We start from the raw sequence: 18,079 nt of genomic DNA, 5'->3' as shown, positions 1-18,079 counted from the left end.
GAACCTTTCGGCAGTGGCGTGCCCGTCGCAAATCTGACCGGCCCGCACCCGTTGTGCCCGTGCCGGAGTGTGGTTAAGCTCTGTCTTGCGCGCCCCAATCGCCCGCTTCCCCCGTGGCAGGCGATCGGGGCGCGCTTCTTTGTGCCGGCGCCCGCGCCTCTAGATCCAGCGGCCGTCCAGCCACATCCGCGCCGACCACTCCGCGTACGGCAGCACCCGGCCCACGAAGATCGGGTAGAAGTACGCGAAACAGAGCGCCACCAGCAACACGTAGGCGCCCGCGATGATCCCGCCCACCATCCGCCGATCCCGTAGCTGCTGCGGATCGGGCGGCGCGGCCGTAGCGGTCGTCGCGGTTACCGGCGCCGGAGTGGTGATCGCGCCGAGCACATAGACCACCGCCAGCACCAGGAACGGCACCGCGGGCGCGGCGTAGAAGGAGAACATCGTCCGGCCGTCGAGCGCGAACCAGAACCACGGCAGCAGGCCGGCGGCGATGCTGAGCAGGATCGCGCCCGCCCGCCAGTCCCGCCGGGCCAGGCCGAGCCAGGCGGTCGCGGCGATCGCCGGCAGGAACGACCACCACAGCAGCGGCGTGCCCAGCAGCAGCACCTCCGACGCGCAGCTCGGCGCGCCACAACTGCCGTCCCCGGACCAGTGGAACGCCACCGGGCGGCCGAGCAGCAGCCACTGCCACGGCCAGGACTGGTACTTGTGCGGGTCGTCGAGCTGGGTGTGGAAGCCGTACGAGGCCTTGTGGTATTCCCACAGGTTGTTCAGCGCCCCGACGAACGGGGTGTCGCTCAGCTCCGGGTTGTTCGGGTAGCGCTCGGCCAGGCGGTAGTAGCCCTCGTCGCTGAGCAGCCAGCCCGACCAGGTCGCGACGTAGGTGACCACCATCAGCACGCCGGCCGCGAGCAGCCAGGGCAGCTCGTCCAGCACCGCGTCACGCCACGGACGGCGAACCCCTGCCGAACGGCGGACGCCCACCTCCCAGAACAGCACCAGCAGCGCGAACGCCGGCACGAAGTAGATCGCGCTCCACTTGACCGAGCAGGCGCAGCCGAGCAGCACCCCGGCCGCCAGCCGCCACCACGGCCAGTTCCGCCAACCGGACGGAGGCCGCCCGGCCCGCCCCGGCCGGGTCGGGTCGAGCCCGGCCTCCAGGGCCCGCGTCCAGCGCCGCCGCCGGGCGTCCCGGTCGAGCACCAGCGCGCCGAACGCGGCCAGCACGAACAGCAGCAGGAAGATGTCGAGGATGGCCGTGCGGGACAGCACCAGGTGGAACCCGTCGAGCGCGAGCAGCAGGCCCGCCGCGCAGCCCAGCACCGTGGACCGGAACATCCGCCGGCCGATGCGGACCAGCAGCAGCACCGACAGCGTGCCGGCCACCGCCGCGCCGAACCGCCAGCCGAACTCCGGCGACGTCGTGATCAGGTGGCCCGGCACCGAGACGCCGCTGTCCGCGTCCTGGTAGCCGAAGGCCCACTCGCCGATCCCGATCATCCACTTGCCCAGCGGTGGATGCACCACGTACGAGGGGCCGTTGTCCTTGTAGTTCCACTCGACGCCACGGTCGATCAACCCGTACGCGTCCTTGGCGTAGTAGGTCTCGTCGAAGACCTTGCCGGGCGGGAAACTGAGCCCCACGAAGCGCAGGATCGCCGCGATCGCCACCACCACGGCTGTGGCCAGCCACGCCTGCCCCCGACCGATGCGGTCGTCGACGGTGGCGAGCCGCCGCCGCACGGCGGCGGGCAGCCCGCCCCCGCTGCCGTCGCCGCGCTCGGCGGTGGAAGGGTCCGGGTTCGCGCTCTGTGCTGTCGACGCACTCGTCACCCGGCGATCGTAGGCTGCGAGGGTGCCCGGTGGCGTCCATCGTCTCCGAAATTGGTACGACCATCGATGAGGGAGCACGCGCCGTGGGGGAAATGTCCGAGGTCGGACGGCTGGTGTTGCTCGGCGCGCCGCTGGGCAACCCGGCCGACGCGTCCGCCCGGTTCCGGGAGGTGCTGGCCGTCGCCGACGTGGTCGCCGCCGAGGACACCCGGCGGCTCACCCGGCTCGCCCGCGACCTCGACGTGACGGTGCCCGGCCGGATCGTCTCCTACTTCGAGGGCAACGAGGAGCGGCGCACCCCGGAGCTGGCCGAGGTGCTCGTCGCCGGCTACACGGTCGCGCTGGTCACCGACGGAGGCATGCCGAGCGTCTCCGACCCCGGATACCGGCTGGTCCGGGCCGCCCTGGACGCGGGCGTGCCGGTCACCGCCGCGCCCGGGCCGAGCGCCGTCACCACCGCGCTGGCGCTGTCCGGGCTGCCCTGCGACAGGTTCTGCTTCGAGGGCTTCCTGCCCCGTACCCCCGGCGCCCGCCGCTCCCGCCTGCGGGCGCTCGCCGCCGAGGACCGCACGCTGGTGTTCTTCGAGGCGCCGCACCGCATCGCCGGCGCGCTGGCCGACCTGGCCGAGGCGTTCGGCGCCGACCGGCCCGCCGCGCTCTGCCGCGAGCTGACCAAGACGTACGAGGAGGTGGTCCGCCGTCCGCTCGGCGAGCTGGCCGAGTGGGCCGCCGACGGCGATCCCCGGGGTGAGATCACGCTCGTCGTGGCGGGCGCGCCGGCCACGCCCGCGGTCCGGCCCGACGACGACACGCTGCGCGCCGCGGTGGCCGAGCGCGAGGCGGCCGGGCTGTCCCGGCGCGACGCGATCACCGAGGTCGCCACCGCGTACGGGCTGCGGCGGCGCGAGGTGTACGCGGTGGTGCACAGCTGAAAGGAAGGGCCCCTTCTTAACGCCTGCGGTAGAGGAAGGGCCCCCTTTTAACACCTCACCTCACCAGGCGGCGGCCAGGAACCCGACGGTGATCAGCGCCGGCCCGGCCAGCGCCAGGCCGACCGCCCAGCGCCGCTGCCGCTCGTCCGCGAGCCGGGTCGCGCCGGTCCACCGGGCGATCCCGGCGGCGCACCCGGCCACCAGCGCCAGCCCGAGCAGCCAGCGCAGGTGCTGTCCGGGGCCGGTGTCCGCGTAGGCGGTCGATCCGTCCGGCCCGGTCATCCGGGCCGGCAGCAGGGTGCCGGTGGCGGTCCGCCCGGCCGGCACGCCACTGACCCGTACGCCGTGGGCCTGGAACCGGTCGCCGTCGGCCAGGAAGATCCCCCGGCAACGCTGGGTGAGCCCGCCGCCCGCGCACTCGGTGATCATCACGGTGCCGCCTGTCGAATGCCCCGCGGCCAGCCAGAACGGCCCCGCGCTCACCCAGGCGAAGAACGCGGCGAGCAGGCTCAACGCCAGCAGCACGGCGAGGCCGACGGGCGGGGTCGGCGGGAGGACCGGGCGGGCCGGCGCCCGCCGGCCCGGTGGCCGGGCGGGGAGCGGGTGCGGCTCGTCGCGCAGCGGCGTGCCGTCCCAGTGCACCTCCTCGATCGGCGCCCAGCCGCCCGCCTGCGCGGCCCTGCGCTGCCAGCGGGGCTGCCGCACCGGCACCCGGCTCGGCACCGCGTCCACCGGCGCGCCGGTGGTCGGCTCCACCTCGACCGGCGGGTCCGCCGGGTCGAGCCGGGGCTGCGGCGCGACGGGCGCGCCCGCCGGGGCGGGTCGCGCCCGCCGGGTGGTGGCCGCCGACGGCTCCGGCGCCGCTGGTCTGTTGGTCACGATGTTCATTTCACACCGGTACGCCCGGCTTGCGGTGAAGCTCACGCCGCGTGTCGGCGACAAATCGGACGTACGGCCGGCGCCTGCCGCCCATTGGTTCGCGGCCCGCCCACCGCAATCACTAGGCTTGCTGCTCATGAGTCACGTTCTCGCCGCGGTCGCCTGGCCCTACGCCAACGGCCCGCGCCACATCGGCCACGTATCCGGATTCGGCGTTCCCTCCGACGTCTTCGCCCGGTACATGCGGATGGCCGGCCACGACGTGCTCATGGTCTCCGGCACCGACGAACACGGCACCCCGATCCAGGTGCAGGCCGACGCCGAGGGAGTCACCCCGCGCGAACTGGCCGACCGCTACAACCGGGTGATCGCCGAGGACCTGCGGGCGCTGGGCCTGTCGTACGACCTGTTCACCCGCACCACCACGCGCAACCACTACGCGGTGGTGCAGAAGCTGTTCACCGGCCTATACCGCAACGGCTACATCGTCCCGAAGGTCACCACCGGCGCGATCTCCCCGTCCACCGGCCGGACGCTGCCCGACCGCTACATCGAGGGCACCTGCCCGATCTGCGGCTACGACAGCGCGCGCGGCGACCAGTGCGACAACTGCGGCAACCAGCTCGACCCGATCGACCTGATCGACCCCAAGTCGAAGATCAACGGGGAGACGCCGGAGTTCGTCGAGACCGAGCACTTCTTCCTCGACCTGCCCGCCCTGGCCGACGCGCTGCGGCAGTGGCTGGACAACCGCGAGGGCTGGCGCCCCAACGTGCTGCGGTTCTCCCGCAACCTGCTCGACGACCTCCAGCCCCGGGCCATCACCCGCGACCTGGAGTGGGGCGTGCCGATCCCGCTGGACGACTGGCGCGACCGGCCGGACAAGCGGATCTACGTCTGGTTCGACGCGGTCATCGGCTACCTGTCCGCGTCCATCGAGTGGGCCCGCCGCACCGGCGACCCGGAGGCCTGGCGCAAGTGGTGGTCGGCGGACGGGGAAGGGAAGGACGCCCGCTCCTACTACTTCATGGGCAAGGACAACATCGTCTTCCACTCGGTGATCTGGCCGGCGCTGCTCGGCGGCTACTCCGGTGAGGGGGCCCGCGACGGCGAGCCGGGCGAGCTGGGCCGGCTCAACCTGCCCACCGAGGTCGTGTCCAGCGAATACCTCACCATGGAGGGGCGGAAGTTCTCCTCCTCCCGCAAGGTGGTCATCTACGTCCGGGACTTCCTGGAGCGCTACGACGCCGACGCGCTGCGCTACTTCATCGCGGTGGCCGGCCCGGAGAGCAACGACACCGACTTCACCTGGGCCGAGTTCCTGCGCCGCAACAACGACGAACTGGTCGCCGGCTGGGGCAACCTGGTCAACCGGTCGGTGTCGATGGCGGCGAAGAACTTCGGCGCCGTCCCGCCGGTCGACCCGGCCGGGCTCACCGAGGCCGACCAGGCGCTGCTGGACACCGCGAAGGCGGGCTTCGCCACCGTCGGCGACCTGATCGCCCGGCACCGGCAGAAGCAGGCCATCGGCGAGGCCATGAAGGTCGTCGCCGAGGCCAACAAGTACCTCTCCGAGCAGGCGCCCTGGAAGCTCAAGGGTGAGGACGACAAGCCCCGCATGGGCACCATCCTGCACGTCGCCCTCCAGGTGGTCAGCGACGCCAACACGCTGCTCACCCCGTTCCTGCCGCACTCCGCCCAGAAGATCCACGAGCTGCTCGGCGGCACCGGCACGCACGCCCCGATGCCGGTGATCGAGGAGGTCGACGACCTCGACGGCGGGCCGTCGTACCCGGTGCTGACCGGTGACTACACGGTCGGGGCGCGCTGGGAGTCCGTACCCCTGGAGGTGGGCCGGCCGCTCGCGGCGCCGAAGCCGGTGTTCCGCAAGCTCGACCCGTCCATCGTCGAGGAGGAGCTGGCCCGGCTGGCCGGCTGAGCACGCGCGCGAACCGCGGCCCCGGGGATCTCCCCGGGGCCGCGATCGTCCGCCGGGTCAGGCGGTCGCCATGCTCGGCTTGCCGATGAACTCCATGATGGCCTTGTTGACCTCGGTGGGATGGGTCCACGGCGTGCCGTGCGGCGCACCCTTCAGCGTGACCAGCTTGGCGTCGGACAGCATGTTCACCAGCCGCTGGCCCGTCACCGGGAACGGCAGCACGTTGTCCTTGTCGCCCTGGATGATCAGCACCGGCACGTCGATGTTCGGCAGGTCACCGCGGAAGTCGGTCTGCCAGGCGTCCACCGAGTCGTGGGTGCCCTTGGCCGACGCCTGCGCGCCGATCTGCCAGTGCGCGTGGTACGCCTCGTCGCTGACCAGCTTCCCCCGGTTCTCGCTGGCGTTGAAGAACGCGTCGCAGAACTGGGTCAGGTAGGCGAACCGGTCCTGGATGATCGCCTTCTGGAACCCCTCGAACATGCTCTTGTCGACGCCCTCCGGGTCGTCGGGCGTCTTCAGCAGGTACGGCGCCAACGGGGCCAGCAGGACCGCCCGGTCCACCCGGTCCGACCCGTACGCGCCCAGGTAGCGGGTCACCTCACCGGTGCCCATCGAGTGCCCGACCAGGATCGCGTTGCGCAGGTCCAGCTCGGTCATCAACACGTCCAGGTCGGCGGCGAACGTGTCGTAGTCGTAGCCCATGGCCGGCTGCGCGGAGTTGCCGAACCCACGCCGGTCGTACGTGATCACCCGGTACCCGGCGTTCAGCAGCGGACCGCTCATCTTCTCCCAGGTCGCCCCGTTGAACGGGAAACCGTGGATCAGCACGATCGGCTGACCGGAACCGTGATCCTCGTAGTACAGGTCGATGGGTGCGGAGTTCTCCGTACCGACGGTGACGAAAGGCATGTCGGGATTCCCCCTCAGCGCGGGCTTCTCGGACCCCAACGGCTTCCCGACCTGCCCCCGTCTATGCGTGCCGGGCCGGATAGGGCAGGTCCACCACCCGGTCATCGGTCAGCTCGCCGCCCGGCGCCCAGACCTCGTACACGCCGCGTTCCAGACACTGAGCGCCGGTCGCGGCCACCGCGTCCGGATCCGGGCGGCGCAGCCGCAACCGCAGCCAGCCGCCCTCCTCCCGCAGCACCAGGCACGGCGCCCCGCGCCAGGTCGCCGTGCGCAGCCGCCGGGCCGCCGTGTCCACCGGGTAGCGGGCCGCCCGGGTCATCGCCAGCACCCGGAACCCGCCCGGCTGGTCGGCCACCGCCTCGTACTCCGAACCCGCGTACGTGCCGACGAGCCGGGTCGAGCGCGGCGCCTCGCCGGTCGGCACGTACTCCTGATCGGCGGCCAGGCCGGGCACCGCGGCGAGCAGGTGCCGCCACTGCGGACCCGCCAGGCGCAGCCAGCCCCGCTGCTCCGCCTGGTAGGTGTAGAGCACCACCTCCACGCCCTCGGCCGGATAGGCCAGCAGCGTGGCGTTCGCTGGCATCGGCAGGTCGGCGAACTCCCGGGTGACGAACTCCGGCACGAGCTGCGCGCTGCTCGGCACGAACCCGGTGCCCAGCACCGGCGGCCCCAGCCGGTCCCGGGGCGGCAACGCCATGAGGCCGCGGTGCGCCTCGCCCACCGGCACGTCGTAGTCGGCCGGGTCGGCGGCCCGCCAGCGCAGCGCGTACGCCACGTCGCCGCCCTCGGAGTCGCCCCGCAGCACCGCCATCCCGGCCGGTGTCCGCAGGTGCGCCACGTCGTGCTCCCGGTAGCAGAAGCCGTGCGGCAGCCACCCCCGCACGTAGCCGGCGAGCTGGCGGGCGGAGAGCACCTTCACCATCCGGGTGCCGGGCCGGATCACCGCCGAGGCCCGCACCGCGGCCAGCGTCGGGTCACCCGCCGCCCCCGGCTGCTGGCTGAGCCGGTGTACGTACGCCCAACCCCGGTCCCGGTGCACCGGCATCAGCAGCGGCGCGTCCGTCTCGTCGGCCGTCCCAGGACCCCCGTGCACCGCGTCCACCTCGGTCGCGTGCACGAACCGGCGCCACGGATAGCCGCCCCCGGGCCGGGGACACCACTCGAAGCCAGGTGCCTCGTCGGCGCTGAACAGCTCGTACGCCGCGCCCCGGGCGATCTCCTCGGCCGGGTGCACCCGGCCGGCGTACGTCACGCGCAACCCGGCCCGGTCGGAGGCGGGCCCACCGGCATGGTCGGTGACTGTCACTCCGGGACGCTAAGCCCGCCAGATGTGGGGCGTGTGAACGGCCGGTGGCGGTCCGGGAACGCCGGCCCGCGCCGGTGTGTGATGCTGGCCGCGATGACCGAGCAGACCGAGACCCGCAAGCAGCGCGCCGCCCGCCGGGCCGGGGAGTTCCCGCCCGCACCCGAGCCGCTGCCCGTACCCGTGCCGGACAGCCACACCCACCTCGACATCACCGTCGGCGAGTTCGGCACACCGCCGGGCGGCGCCTCCGGCGAGGACCCGGTGGCCGCCGCGATCGCCGTCGCCGCCCGGGCCGGCGTGGACCGGCTGGTCCAGGTCGGCGTGGACGTCGACTCGTCCCGGTGGGGCGCCGACGTCGCCGACCGGTACGCAGCGGTGCTCGCCACCGTCGCGCTGCACCCGAACGAGGCGCCCCGGCTGGCCGACCTGGACGAGGCGCTGCGCGAGATCGAGACGCTCGCCGGCCAGGACCGGGTCCGCGGCGTCGGCGAGACCGGGATGGACTTCTTCCGTACCGGCGAGGAGGGGCGCGCCGCGCAGGAGGAGAGCTTCCGGGCACACATCGCCATCGCGAAGCGGCACGGCAAGGCGCTGGTCATCCACGACCGCGACGCGCACGCCGACGTGCTGCGCGTCGTCGACGACGAGGGCGCCCCGGACACCGTGGTCATGCACTGCTTCTCCGGCGACGCCGACTTCGCCCGCGAGTGCGTCCGGCGCGGCTTCCTGCTCAGCTTCGCCGGCACCGTCACGTTCGGCAGCGCCGCCGCGCTACGCGAGGCCGCCGCCGTCACCCCGCCGGAGCAGATGCTGGTGGAGACCGACGCGCCGTACCTCACCCCGATGCCGCACCGGGGACGGCCCAACGCCTCGTACCTGATCCCGCTGACCGTCCGCTTCCTCGCCGAGACCACCGGCGCCGACCTGGACACCCTCTGCGCCGCCATCTCCACCAACGGTGAGCGCGCGTTCGGCCCGTGGCGTTAAGAAGGGGCCCCTCCATATCGCGAGGCGTTAAGAAGGGGCCCTTCCTTCCCCTCGGGCGGGGGCGCTTACGCTACGGGGCGTGACCGGACTCCTCGGCCCGGCGGAGATCCGGGAACTCGCCGCGCGCCTCGGCGTCACGCCGACAAAGAAGCTCGGCCAGAACTTCGTGCACGACCCGAACACCGTGCGCCGCATCGTCACCACCGCCGGGCTGACCCCGCACGACGTGGCGCTGGAGGTCGGCCCCGGCCTCGGCTCGCTCACGCTCGCCCTGATCCCGGTCGCCGCGCACGTGCACGCCGTGGAACTCGACCCGGTGCTCGCCGCCGCGCTGCCGGAGACCGCCGCCCGCTTCGCCGGCGAGGCCGCCGGGCGGCTCACCGTCCACCCGGCCGACGCGCTGCGGGTCACCGCCGCCGACCTGGCCGACCCGGCACCGACCGCGCTGGTGGCGAACCTGCCCTACAACGTCGCCGTGCCGGTCGTGCTGCACCTGCTCGCCGAGCTGCCCACACTGCGGCACGGCCTGGTGATGGTGCAGAAGGAGGTCGCCGACCGGCTCGTCGCCGGTCCCGGCTCCAAGGTGTACGGCATCCCGTCGGTCAAACTCGCCTGGTACGCCCGCTCCCGGGCCGCCGGCAAGGTCCCGCCGAACGTGTTCTGGCCGGTGCCGAACGTCGACTCCGGTCTGGTCGCGTTCACCAGGCGCGAACCGCCCCGGCCGGACGTACCCCGGAAGGCCGTCTTCGCCGTCGTCGACGCCGCGTTCGCGCAGCGCCGCAAGACGCTGCGCGCCGCCCTGGCCGGCTGGGCCGGCGGCGCGGACCGGGCCGCCGCGGCGCTCGCCGCGGCCGGCGTGGACCCGTCCGCACGCGGCGAATCGCTCACCGTGGAGCAGTTCGCCGCCATCGCCGCGTCGGCCCCCGACGGCTCCGCCGCCGAGCAGTAGGCTGGCGCCGTTGCCCGACCCCGCCGAGGAGCTGACCGTGCAGAAGCCGTTCGACATCCGCCCGCGTCCAGGGGAGCGCACCCGGTGACCGAGGCATGGCGACCGGAGGACGAGGACGGGCAGCGGCGCGGGGCCAGCGGCCCGGTCAAGGTGCGGGTGCCCGCCAAGGTCAACCTGCATCTCGGGGTGGGACCGCTGCGCCGTGACGGCTACCACGAGCTGAACACCGTCTACCACGCGATCTCCATCTACGACGAGCTGACCGCCCGGCGCGGCGACACCCTCACCCTCACCATGGAGGGCGAGGGCGCCGGGGAGCTGGCGCTGGACGACACCAACCTGGCGCTGCGCGCCGCGCACGCGCTCGCCGGCTACGCGGGCGTCGCCCCGCACGCCCGGCTGCACCTGCGCAAGCAGATCCCGCTCGCGGGCGGGCTCGCCGGCGGCAGCGCCGACGCCGCCGCCGCGCTCGTCGCCTGCGACACGCTCTGGGGCACCGGGCTGTCCCGCGACGAACTGGCCGGCATCGCCGCCGACCTCGGCTCCGACGTGCCGTTCCTCATCCACGGCGGCACCGCGCTCGGCACCGGCCGCGGCGAGACGGTCAGCCCGGTGCTCGCCCGCCCCACCTCCTGGCACTGGGTGGTGGCGATCGCCGACGGCGGCCTGTCCACCCCGGCCGCCTACCGGGAACTGGACCGGCTACGCGACGCCGGGGCCGCCGGGACGCCGCTGGGCAGCACCGACGCGCTGCTCGCCGCGCTGCGCCAACGCGACCCGCGGGTCCTCGCCGCCACGCTCGGCAACGACCTCCAGGCCGCCGCGCTGACCATGCGCCCGTCGCTGGCCGAGACGCTCAAGGCCGGCGAGGCCGCCGGCGCGCTCGCCGGCATCGTCTCCGGCTCCGGACCCACCTGCGTCTTCCTCGCCGCCGGCGAGTCCGACGCGGGGCGGATCGCCGCCGAGCTGACCGCCGCCGGGGTGTGCCGGGAGGCCCGCGTCGCGCACGGACCGGTCGCCGGCGCCCGCGTGGTCTGACGCCCCGTACCCTTGACTCAGGCGTCCCGGGCCCCGGGACGCCTGAGTCGTGAAAGGTGGGGAATGGCCAACATCGTCAACCTGGACCGGGTGTCCAAGGGGTACGGCGCCGCCGGGCCGCTGCTCACCGACGTCTCGCTCGGCCTCGACGACGCCGACCGGGTCGGCGTGGTGGGCCTCAACGGCGCCGGCAAGTCGACGCTGCTGCGGCTGCTCACCCGCACCGAGGAACCCGACGACGGCCGCGTCACCCACCGCCGCGACCTGCGCGTCGCCTGGCTGCCACAGCGCCTGGACCTGGCCCCCGACCTCACCGTGCGGGACGTCGTGCTCGGCACCGCCTGGCTCGGCGAGAGCATGGGCGCCGAGCACGAGTGGGCCGGCGACGCGGGCGTGCGCGCCATCCTCGACGGCCTCGGCATGCCCCACCTCGGCCTGGACACGCCGGTCGGCCCGATGTCCGGCGGGGAACGCCGCCGGGTCGCGCTCGCCGCGCTGCTGGTCCGCGACGCCGACCTGCTCGTCCTCGACGAGCCCACCAACCACCTGGACGTCGGTGGCGTCGACTGGCTGGCCCGGCACCTCGTCACCCGCAAGGGCGCGCTCGTCGTGGTCACCCACGACCGCTGGTTCCTCGACGCCGTCTGCACCACCACCTGGGAGGTCGCCGACCAGACCGTCCGGGCGTATGAGGGCGGCTTCGCCGCGTGGACGCTGGCCCGCGTCGAGCGGCAGCGCGTGGCCGCCGCCACCGAGGCCCGCCGGCAGAACCTGCTCCGCAAGGAGATCGCCTGGCTGCGCCGCGGTGCCCCGGCGCGCACCTCCAAGCCCAAGTTCCGCATCGACGCGGCGAACGCGCTCATCGCCGACGTCCCGGAACCCCGCGACACCATGTCGCTGCAACGGCTCGCCACCGCCCGGCTCGGCAAGCAGGTGTACGACCTCGAACACGTGCGGCTGCACGCCGGCCCGAAGGAGATCCTGCACGACACCACCTGGCAGGTCGGGCCCGGCGACCGGGTCGCGATCCTCGGGCGCAACGGCGCCGGCAAGACCACCCTGCTGCGGATGCTCGCCGGGGTGACCGGCCCCGACGGCGGGCGCTTCGCCGCCGGGCAGACCGTCCGCCCCGCGTTCCTCTCCCAGGAACTCGCCGAACTCCCCGGCCACCTGCGCGTGCTGGAAGCCGTCGAAGAGGTGGCCCGGCGCGTGCAGTTCGGCGACCGGGAGATCAGCGCCGCCCAGCTCGCCGAGATCTTCGGCTTCGACGACCGGCGGCTCTGGACCCCGGTGAGCGACCTGTCCGGCGGGGAACGCCGCCGCCTGCAGATGCTGCGCCTGCTCGCCGGGGAACCCAACGTGCTCCTGCTCGACGAGCCCACCAACGACCTGGACACCGACACGCTCGCCGCGCTGGAGGACCTGCTCGACTCCTGGCCCGGCACGATCGTGGTGGCCAGCCACGACCGCTACCTGATCGAGCGGGTCACCGACGTCGCGTACGGCATGTTCGGCGACGGCCGGCTGGTGCACCTGCCCGGCGGCGTCGACGAGTACCTGGCGCGCGCCGCCGCGGCCGGCGGCCCGGCGCCCGCCGACCTCACCCCGGCCACCGCGGCGCCGGCCCGCGAGGGCATGTCCGCCGCCGAGGTACGCACCGCGAAGAAGGAACTCAACCGGCTGGAACGGCAGATCGCCAAGCTGGAACAGAAGGAGGCGGCCCTGCACGAGCAGCTCGCCGCGAACGCCACCGACTACGCCCGGGTCGCCGAGCTGGACGCACAGCTCAAGGAGGTACGGGCCGAGCGGGACCGCACCGAGGAGACCTGGCTGGCCCTGGCCGAGGAGCTGCCGGGCGGCTGACCTGCCGCCGGGGTGGGGGGTGTGCGGCGTCACTGACCGGCGTACGGGACAATCACCGGTGGAACCCTCGTCCGAACGGTCTTTTGGAGACGCAGAGATGGCCCACACCCCCGTCAACCACCCCGCGCGGCCGATCTACCGGGCGATCGGCGGGATCGTTGGTCTGTACTTCGTCGTCTTCGGCGGCCTCGGCGTCATCGCCAGCGCCGGTGGCGATTTCTTCGCCCAGGACGACACCAAGGTTCTCGGCCAGGGCACCAACATGGCGTTCTCGCTGGTGTCGGTGCTCGTCGGCGTCGTGATCCTGGTCGGCACCGCGATCGGCCGCAACCTCGACGTGGCGATCAACCAGTGGCTGGCCTACACCCTGATGGTGATCGGCCTGGGCTCGCTGGCGTTCCTGCAGACCGACGTCAACATCTTCAACTTCTCGATCATGACCGACGTCGTGGTCCTGACCCTGGCGCTGGTGCTCCTGATGGCCGGCATGTACAGCAAGGTCGGCTCCGACGAGGAGCACGAGGCATGGCAGAAGGCCCGCCTGGTGCTCTGATCCCTCCTCGTACGAAGGCCCGGCGCGCCGCGCGCCGGGCCTTCGGTGTTTTCCGGACGCGAACGGACAACCCAGGCGACAATTGCCCCGAATCAGTCGCACGACTGGAGGGCACCATGGCGCACTTCCCGGTGAACCACCCCGCGCGGCCCCTCTACCGGGTGCTGTCCGGGCTCATCGGCCTCTACATCCTCGTCTTCGGCGTCTACGGCGTCTTCCTGACCTGGGGCGAAGGGCTGTTCGGCCGGGGCAGCAACTGGGCGCTGGGCCTGCGCACCAACCTGGCCTTCTCGCTGGTCTCGGTCGTCTTCGGCGCGGTCCTGCTGGTCGGCGCGTCCCGCCGCACCAATCTCGGCCACTACATGAACCTCACCGCCGGCGTGGTCTTCCTGGTCACCGGCATCCTGATGATGTCGGTGCTGCAGACCTCGGCGAACTTCCTCAACTTCTCGATGTCCACGGTCATCGTGTCGCTGCTGTTCGGGCTGATCCTGCTCGCCACCGGCCTGTACGACAAGGTCGGCACCGCCGAGCACGCCGAGGAGGAACGGCAGCGCCGCTACCACCCGATCGGCGAGCGCTGACGCGGCTGTTGCGCTGACGCGGCGTCAGCCCCGGGGGATCGGCCCGGGCTTCGACTCCAGGTGCGACAACCCGTTCCAGGCCAGGTTCACCAGGTGCGCCGCCACCGTCTCCTTGCGCGGCTTGCGCACCTCCAGCCACCAGCGCCCGGTCAACGCCACCATGCCCACGAGAGCCTGGGAGTAGAGCTCGGCGAGCTTCGGGTCGTACCCCCGGATGGAGAACTCGCCCGCCAGGATGTGCTCCACCTGGTGCGCCACGTCGTTCATCACGCTGCTGAAATTGCCGGTCGCCGACATCAGCGGCGACTCCCGGACCAGCACCCGGAACCCGCTGGTCTCCTCCTCGATGTAGGTCAGCAGCGTCAACGCGGCCTGCTCCAGCAGCTCCCGCGGATTGCCCGCGGTCAGCGCCGTGGTGATCCGGTCCAGCAGGGCCCGGACCTCCCGGTCCACCACCACCGCGTAGAGCCCTTCCTTGCCGCCGAAGTGCTCGTAGACCACCGGCTTGGACACCTTGGCGCGCGCCGCCACCTCTTCGATCGAGGTCGCGTCGAACCCGCGCTCGGCGAAGATCTGCCGGGCGATCGAGATCAACTGCTCGCGCCGCTGCGTCGCGGACATCCGCACCCGGGACGGCTTCGCCGCCGGCGCGGGCCGCCGCCGGGCGCGGTCACTGCCGGGAACGTCGGTCACCCGCCCCATCCTGCCAGGCGAGGCGTACGCGGTCCGACCGGACGCCTCGTTGTCGTACGTACGTTCTAGCCTCCGAGGGTGGCTCTCGGTGATCATTCGAACGCGCACGGCTCGTACCGTGGTCGAAAGCCGGAACTGCACGCCCAGGCGCTGGCTCTGCGGCGCGCCGGTTGTCCCGTCGGGGAGATCGCCGCGCGGCTCGACGTCTCCAAGTCGACGGCTTATCTCTGGACTCGGCACCTGCCGCTCGACCCGGCGTTGGTGCGGCGGCGTCGTCAGGCCGCGCAGCGGGCCCGATCTGATGCGCAGTGGGGCGCGCACCGGGCGGCACGCGACGCGGCCAGGGCGGAGGCGGTCGCCGCGTCCGCCGAGTGGGTGCGAGGGCTGGGCTTGCGCGAACTGCTGCTGATCGGGGCGGCCATCTACTGGTGCGAAGGCGGCAAGGCCAAGCCGTGGCGCCCGCACGACTGCAGGATCAAGTTCGTCAACAGCGATCCGATGCTCGTGGCCCTGTTCCTGCGCTTCCTGGATGCCGTCGAGGTGCCGCCGGAGGATCGACGCTTCCGGGTCAGCATCCATGAGACGGCTGACGACGCGGCGGCGGTCCGGTGGTGGGCGGCGCGGGTGGGTGTGCCCGCTGATCGCTTTCAAGCCACCACCATCAAGAGGCATCGTCCACAGACGACACGGAAGAACGTCGGAACCGACTATCACGGCTGCCTGACCATCCATGTGGTGGGCGGAAGCCGGCTCTACTGGAGGATCGAGGGGATCATGAAAGGAATGAGCAATGAAGATCCACCACGTGACCGGTAAGGTGTAGGCAGCCGGCGGGCAGCTTGCCTTTTGCCCGTTTTCGACCATCCCGGGTCGTCTAATGGCAGGACGTCAGGTTTTGGTCCTGATTATAGGGGTTCGAATCCTCTCCCGGGAGCTTCTGCTGTTTGCCCTCCCGCGGGTGGTTAGCATGACCGCGAGACTGTCGCCGTCCCGACGGGAGAGCCACGTCGTGTCCCAGCCCCACCTCCGCACCGTTGTCGTGCTCGCCGCCGGTGAGGGCAAGCGGATGAAGTCGTCCCTGCCCAAGGTGCTGCACCCACTGCTCGGCCGTACCCTGCTCGGTCACGTCCTCGCCGCGGCCGGGCCGCTGCGCGCGGACCGCACCGTGGTGGTGGTCGGCCACGGCGCCGACCAGGTCCGGGCGCACCTGACCGACGTGGCCCCGGCGGCGACGCCGGTGCTCCAGGAGCGCCAGCTCGGCACCGGGCACGCCGTCCGCATCGCGCTGGACGCGGTGCCGGACGCGACCGGCACCGTCGTGGTGATCAACGGGGATGTGCCGCTGCTGCGGCCGGAGACGGTTCGGGCGCTCGTCGAGGCGCACGAGGAAGCCGCCGCGGCGGCGACGGTGCTGGCGGCCGAGGTGCCGGACCCGACCGGCCTGGGCCGGATCGTGCGGGACGTGCAGGGGCACCTGGAGCAGATCGTGGAGGAGCGGGACGCCTCGCCCCAGCAGCGCGCGCTGCGGGAGATCAACGCGGGCATCTACGCGTTCGACGCGGCCCGCCTGCGGGAGGCGCTGGGCAAGCTCTCCACCGACAACGACCAGGGCGAGGAGTACCTGACCGACGTCTTCGCGCTGCTGCGCGACGCCGGGGAGCCGGTGGCGGTGCACTGCGCCGCCGACCACGTGGAGACGCTCGGCTGCAACGACCGGGTGGAGCTGTCCGCGCTGCGGCGGCTGCTGCGGGACCGGGTGAACGAGGGCTGGATGCGTACCGGGGTCAGCATCCTCGACCCGCACACGACGTGGATCGACGTGACGGTGACCGTGGAACGGGATGCGGTGATCGACCAGAACACGCAGCTCCAGGGCGCCACGGTGGTCGGCGCGGGCGCGCTCGTCGGCCCGGACACCACGCTCGTGGACACGGTGGTGGGCGCGGGCGCGAGCGTGGTGCGCTCCCACGCGCTCGGCGCCGAGGTGGGGCCGGAGGCCAGCGTGGGGCCGTACGCGTACCTGCGGCCAGAGTCGCGGCTGGGCCGCAAGGCGAAGGTCGGCACGTTCGTGGAGACCAAGAAGACGTCGATCGGTGAGGGCTCGAAGGTGCCGCACCTGTCGTACGTGGGGGACGCGACGATCGGCGACCACAGCAACATCGGCGCGGCCACCGTCTTCGTCAACTACGACGGGGTACGCAAGCACCACACCACCATCGGCAGCCACGCGCGTACCGGAGCGGACAACATGTTCGTGGCGCCGGTGCGGGTCGGCGACGGCGCGTACACGGCTGCGGGTTCGGTGATCACCGGGGACGTGCCGCCGGGCGCGATGGCGGTGGCGCGGGGCCAGCAGCGCAACGTGGAGGGCTGGGTGCTGCGCAAGCGGGCCGGCACGGAGGCCGCGGAGGCGGCGCGGCGGGCCGGTGAGGATGCGCCGGACACGGGCGCAGCCGCAAGGGAAGGTGACTGACTCCACGGGGATCGGCGGGCCGTGGGTGGATCGCTGAACCGGGGGCATACTGCAACCGAACACTCCCCGGCCTCACCGCCGCCGGGCACCACCGACATACGGGAGCAGACGGGCCCATGGGCAGCATCGTCGCCGAAAACCGCAAGAGCCTGATGCTCTTCTCCGGGAGGGGTTTTCCGGAGCTGGCCAAGGAGATCGGTGAGGTGCTCGGCGTCGCGCCGACGCCGGCCGACGCGTACGACTTCGCCAACGGCGAGATCTTCGTCCGGTACAAGGACTCGGTTCGTGGTTCGGACGCCTTCGTGGTGCAGTCCGTGACGCACGGCGTGAACACCTGGGTCATGGAGACCCTGATCATGGTCGACGCGCTGAAGCGCGGTTCGGCCAAGCGGATCACCGTGGTGCTGCCGTTCTACCCGTACGCGCGGCAGGACAAGAAGCACCGCGGCCGGGAGCCGATCTCGGCGCGGCTGATCGCCGACCTGCTCAAGACGGCGGGCGCGAACCGCATCCTGACCGTCGACCTGCACACCGCGCAGATCCAGGGCTTCTTCGACGGCCCGGTGGACCACCTGTTCGCCATGGACGTGCTGGCCGAGTACGTGGAGCACAAGTACGCGGGCCGCCCGATGACTGTGGTGGCGCCGGACTCGGGCCGGGTACGTGTGGCGGAGCGCTGGACCGACCGGCTGGGCGGCTGCCCGCTGGCGTTCATCCACAAGACCCGCGATCCGCTCAAGCCGAACCAGGTCGTGGCGAACCGGGTGGTCGGTGAGGTCGAGGGCCGGGTGTGCCTGATCGTGGACGACATGATCGACACCGGCGGCACGATCACCAAGGCGGCGGACATCCTCAAGGAGCAGGGCGCGGCGGAGATCGTGGTCGCCTCGACCCACGCGCTGCTGTCCGACCCGGCGACGGAGCGGCTGAAGAACAGCCCGATCAGCGAGGTCGTGGTGACGAACACGCTGCCGCTGCCGTCGGAGAAGCAGTTGGACAAGCTGACCGTGCTGTCGATCGCCCCGCTGCTGGCGCGGGCGATCCGGGAGGTCTTCGACGACGGTTCGGTGACCACCCTGTTCGGTGGCCTGAGCTGAGGAGTGCCGGTCCGGTCGCCGGTGTTCCGGCGGCCGGG

16 protein-coding genes and 1 tRNA gene are annotated in these 18,079 nt (G+C 72.6%); 12 read left to right on the top strand and 5 right to left on the bottom strand.

The genetic code is table 11. The annotated features are described in order from the left end of the window. Positions 1–159: 159 nt before the first annotated feature. A complete protein-coding gene (locus O7542_RS22325) occupies positions 160–1,839 on the bottom strand; it encodes a phospholipid carrier-dependent glycosyltransferase (RefSeq protein WP_281605163.1) in 1,680 nt (559 codons plus the stop codon). Between the two features lie 83 nt (positions 1,840–1,922). Between O7542_RS22325 and rsmI the strand changes: the two genes are divergently transcribed. Further along, positions 1,923–2,771 (top strand): 16S rRNA (cytidine(1402)-2'-O)-methyltransferase, encoded by an 849-nt coding sequence (gene rsmI, locus O7542_RS22320; RefSeq protein WP_104113791.1) that lies wholly within the window; start codon positions 1,923–1,925, stop codon positions 2,769–2,771. A 60-nt stretch (positions 2,772–2,831) separates the two neighbouring features. Here the strand turns inward: rsmI and O7542_RS22315 are convergent, their stop codons facing one another. After that, positions 2,832–3,659: a hypothetical protein gene (locus O7542_RS22315; RefSeq protein ID WP_205796080.1), complete on the bottom strand. Its 828-nt coding sequence runs from the start codon at positions 3,657–3,659 to the stop codon at positions 2,832–2,834. A gap of 127 nt (positions 3,660–3,786) precedes the next feature. Here O7542_RS22315 and metG point away from each other — a divergent pair, with 127 nt between their 5' ends. Further along, entirely contained in the window at positions 3,787–5,589 is a 1,803-nt protein-coding gene (gene metG, locus O7542_RS22310) for a methionine--tRNA ligase (protein WP_166455825.1), read from the top strand. Positions 5,590–5,646: 57 nt separating this feature from the next. Here the strand turns inward: metG and O7542_RS22305 are convergent, their stop codons facing one another. Beyond that, positions 5,647–6,498: an alpha/beta hydrolase gene (locus tag O7542_RS22305; RefSeq protein WP_043326820.1), complete on the bottom strand. Its 852-nt coding sequence runs from the start codon at positions 6,496–6,498 to the stop codon at positions 5,647–5,649. A 61-nt stretch (positions 6,499–6,559) separates the two neighbouring features. Further along, positions 6,560–7,804: a hypothetical protein gene (locus O7542_RS22300; protein ID WP_166455826.1), complete on the bottom strand. Its 1,245-nt coding sequence runs from the start codon at positions 7,802–7,804 to the stop codon at positions 6,560–6,562. 81 nt (positions 7,805–7,885) lie between these two features. Between O7542_RS22300 and O7542_RS22295 the strand changes: the two genes are divergently transcribed. The 6 genes from O7542_RS22295 to O7542_RS22270 all read left to right on the top strand — a co-directional run bounded on the left by O7542_RS22295 (position 7,886) and on the right by O7542_RS22270 (position 13,778). Beyond that, complete coding sequence (locus O7542_RS22295; RefSeq protein WP_166455871.1) at positions 7,886–8,791, top strand: TatD family hydrolase; 906 nt, start codon at positions 7,886–7,888, stop codon at positions 8,789–8,791. 79 nt (positions 8,792–8,870) lie between these two features. Then, positions 8,871–9,740, top strand: coding sequence for a 16S rRNA (adenine(1518)-N(6)/adenine(1519)-N(6))-dimethyltransferase RsmA (gene rsmA / locus O7542_RS22290; RefSeq protein ID WP_166455827.1), 870 nt, complete (start codon positions 8,871–8,873; stop codon positions 9,738–9,740). Positions 9,741–9,824: 84 nt separating this feature from the next. Continuing rightward, complete coding sequence (locus O7542_RS22285) at positions 9,825–10,778, top strand: 4-(cytidine 5'-diphospho)-2-C-methyl-D-erythritol kinase (RefSeq protein ID WP_043326815.1); 954 nt, start codon at positions 9,825–9,827, stop codon at positions 10,776–10,778. Positions 10,779–10,841: 63 nt separating this feature from the next. Further along, positions 10,842–12,641, top strand: coding sequence for an ABC-F family ATP-binding cassette domain-containing protein (locus tag O7542_RS22280; RefSeq protein WP_281605162.1), 1,800 nt, complete (start codon positions 10,842–10,844; stop codon positions 12,639–12,641). Between the two features lie 97 nt (positions 12,642–12,738). After that, the gene (locus O7542_RS22275; protein ID WP_043326811.1) at positions 12,739–13,194 is read left to right on the top strand and encodes a DUF4383 domain-containing protein; all 456 of its coding nucleotides are present in this window, start codon (positions 12,739–12,741) and stop codon (positions 13,192–13,194) included. 116 nt (positions 13,195–13,310) lie between these two features. Continuing rightward, complete coding sequence (locus tag O7542_RS22270) at positions 13,311–13,778, top strand: DUF4383 domain-containing protein (RefSeq protein WP_043326810.1); 468 nt, start codon at positions 13,311–13,313, stop codon at positions 13,776–13,778. 24 nt (positions 13,779–13,802) lie between these two features. Here the strand turns inward: O7542_RS22270 and O7542_RS22265 are convergent, their stop codons facing one another. Continuing rightward, on the bottom strand, positions 13,803–14,480 hold the full coding sequence (locus O7542_RS22265; protein ID WP_174534858.1) for a TetR/AcrR family transcriptional regulator: 678 nt from the start codon (positions 14,478–14,480) through the stop codon (positions 13,803–13,805). A 69-nt stretch (positions 14,481–14,549) separates the two neighbouring features. Here O7542_RS22265 and O7542_RS22260 point away from each other — a divergent pair, with 69 nt between their 5' ends. The 4 genes from O7542_RS22260 (at position 14,550) to O7542_RS22245 (ending at position 18,041) form a co-directional block, all read left to right on the top strand. Beyond that, positions 14,550–15,287 carry a resolvase gene (locus O7542_RS22260; RefSeq protein WP_166455829.1) on the top strand — a complete coding sequence of 246 codons (738 nt, stop codon included), beginning with the start codon at positions 14,550–14,552 and terminating at the stop codon, positions 15,285–15,287. Positions 15,288–15,334: 47 nt separating this feature from the next. Next, positions 15,335–15,405: transfer RNA gene (locus O7542_RS22255), tRNA-Gln, on the top strand. Positions 15,406–15,438: 33 nt separating this feature from the next. Then, positions 15,439–16,944, top strand: a complete 1,506-nt coding sequence (gene glmU / locus O7542_RS22250; RefSeq protein ID WP_210869899.1) for a bifunctional UDP-N-acetylglucosamine diphosphorylase/glucosamine-1-phosphate N-acetyltransferase GlmU — start codon at positions 15,439–15,441, stop codon at positions 16,942–16,944. 116 nt (positions 16,945–17,060) lie between these two features. Beyond that, on the top strand, positions 17,061–18,041 hold the full coding sequence (locus O7542_RS22245; RefSeq protein ID WP_030501163.1) for a ribose-phosphate diphosphokinase: 981 nt from the start codon (positions 17,061–17,063) through the stop codon (positions 18,039–18,041). The last annotated feature ends 38 nt before the right edge of the window (positions 18,042–18,079 follow it).

Origin of the sequence: Micromonospora sp. WMMC264, assembly GCF_027497275.1 — a bacterium.
In the GTDB taxonomy this organism is placed as follows: Bacteria; Actinomycetota; Actinomycetes; order Mycobacteriales; family Micromonosporaceae; genus Micromonospora; species Micromonospora chalcea.
The sequence above is the reverse complement of the archived record's forward strand: the minus strand, read 5'-3'. Positions and strand labels throughout refer to the sequence as shown.

What these genes read in the sequence shown, in the direction of transcription:
- O7542_RS22315 (WP_205796080.1), bottom strand. Translation starts at nt 3,659, where the DNA reads ATGAACATCGTGACCAACAGACCAGCGGCGCCGGAGCCGTCGGCGGCC.
- metG (WP_166455825.1), top strand. Translation starts at nt 3,787, where the DNA reads ATGAGTCACGTTCTCGCCGCGGTCGCCTGGCCCTACGCCAACGGCCCG.
- O7542_RS22305 (WP_043326820.1), bottom strand. Translation starts at nt 6,498, where the DNA reads ATGCCTTTCGTCACCGTCGGTACGGAGAACTCCGCACCCATCGACCTG.
- O7542_RS22295 (WP_166455871.1), top strand. Translation starts at nt 7,886, where the DNA reads ATGCTGGCCGCGATGACCGAGCAGACCGAGACCCGCAAGCAGCGCGCC.
- O7542_RS22280 (WP_281605162.1), top strand. Translation starts at nt 10,842, where the DNA reads ATGGCCAACATCGTCAACCTGGACCGGGTGTCCAAGGGGTACGGCGCC.
- O7542_RS22275 (WP_043326811.1), top strand. Translation starts at nt 12,739, where the DNA reads ATGGCCCACACCCCCGTCAACCACCCCGCGCGGCCGATCTACCGGGCG.
- O7542_RS22270 (WP_043326810.1), top strand. Translation starts at nt 13,311, where the DNA reads ATGGCGCACTTCCCGGTGAACCACCCCGCGCGGCCCCTCTACCGGGTG.
- O7542_RS22265 (WP_174534858.1), bottom strand. Translation starts at nt 14,480, where the DNA reads ATGGGGCGGGTGACCGACGTTCCCGGCAGTGACCGCGCCCGGCGGCGG.
- glmU (WP_210869899.1), top strand. Translation starts at nt 15,439, where the DNA reads ATGACCGCGAGACTGTCGCCGTCCCGACGGGAGAGCCACGTCGTGTCC.
- O7542_RS22245 (WP_030501163.1), top strand. Translation starts at nt 17,061, where the DNA reads ATGGGCAGCATCGTCGCCGAAAACCGCAAGAGCCTGATGCTCTTCTCC.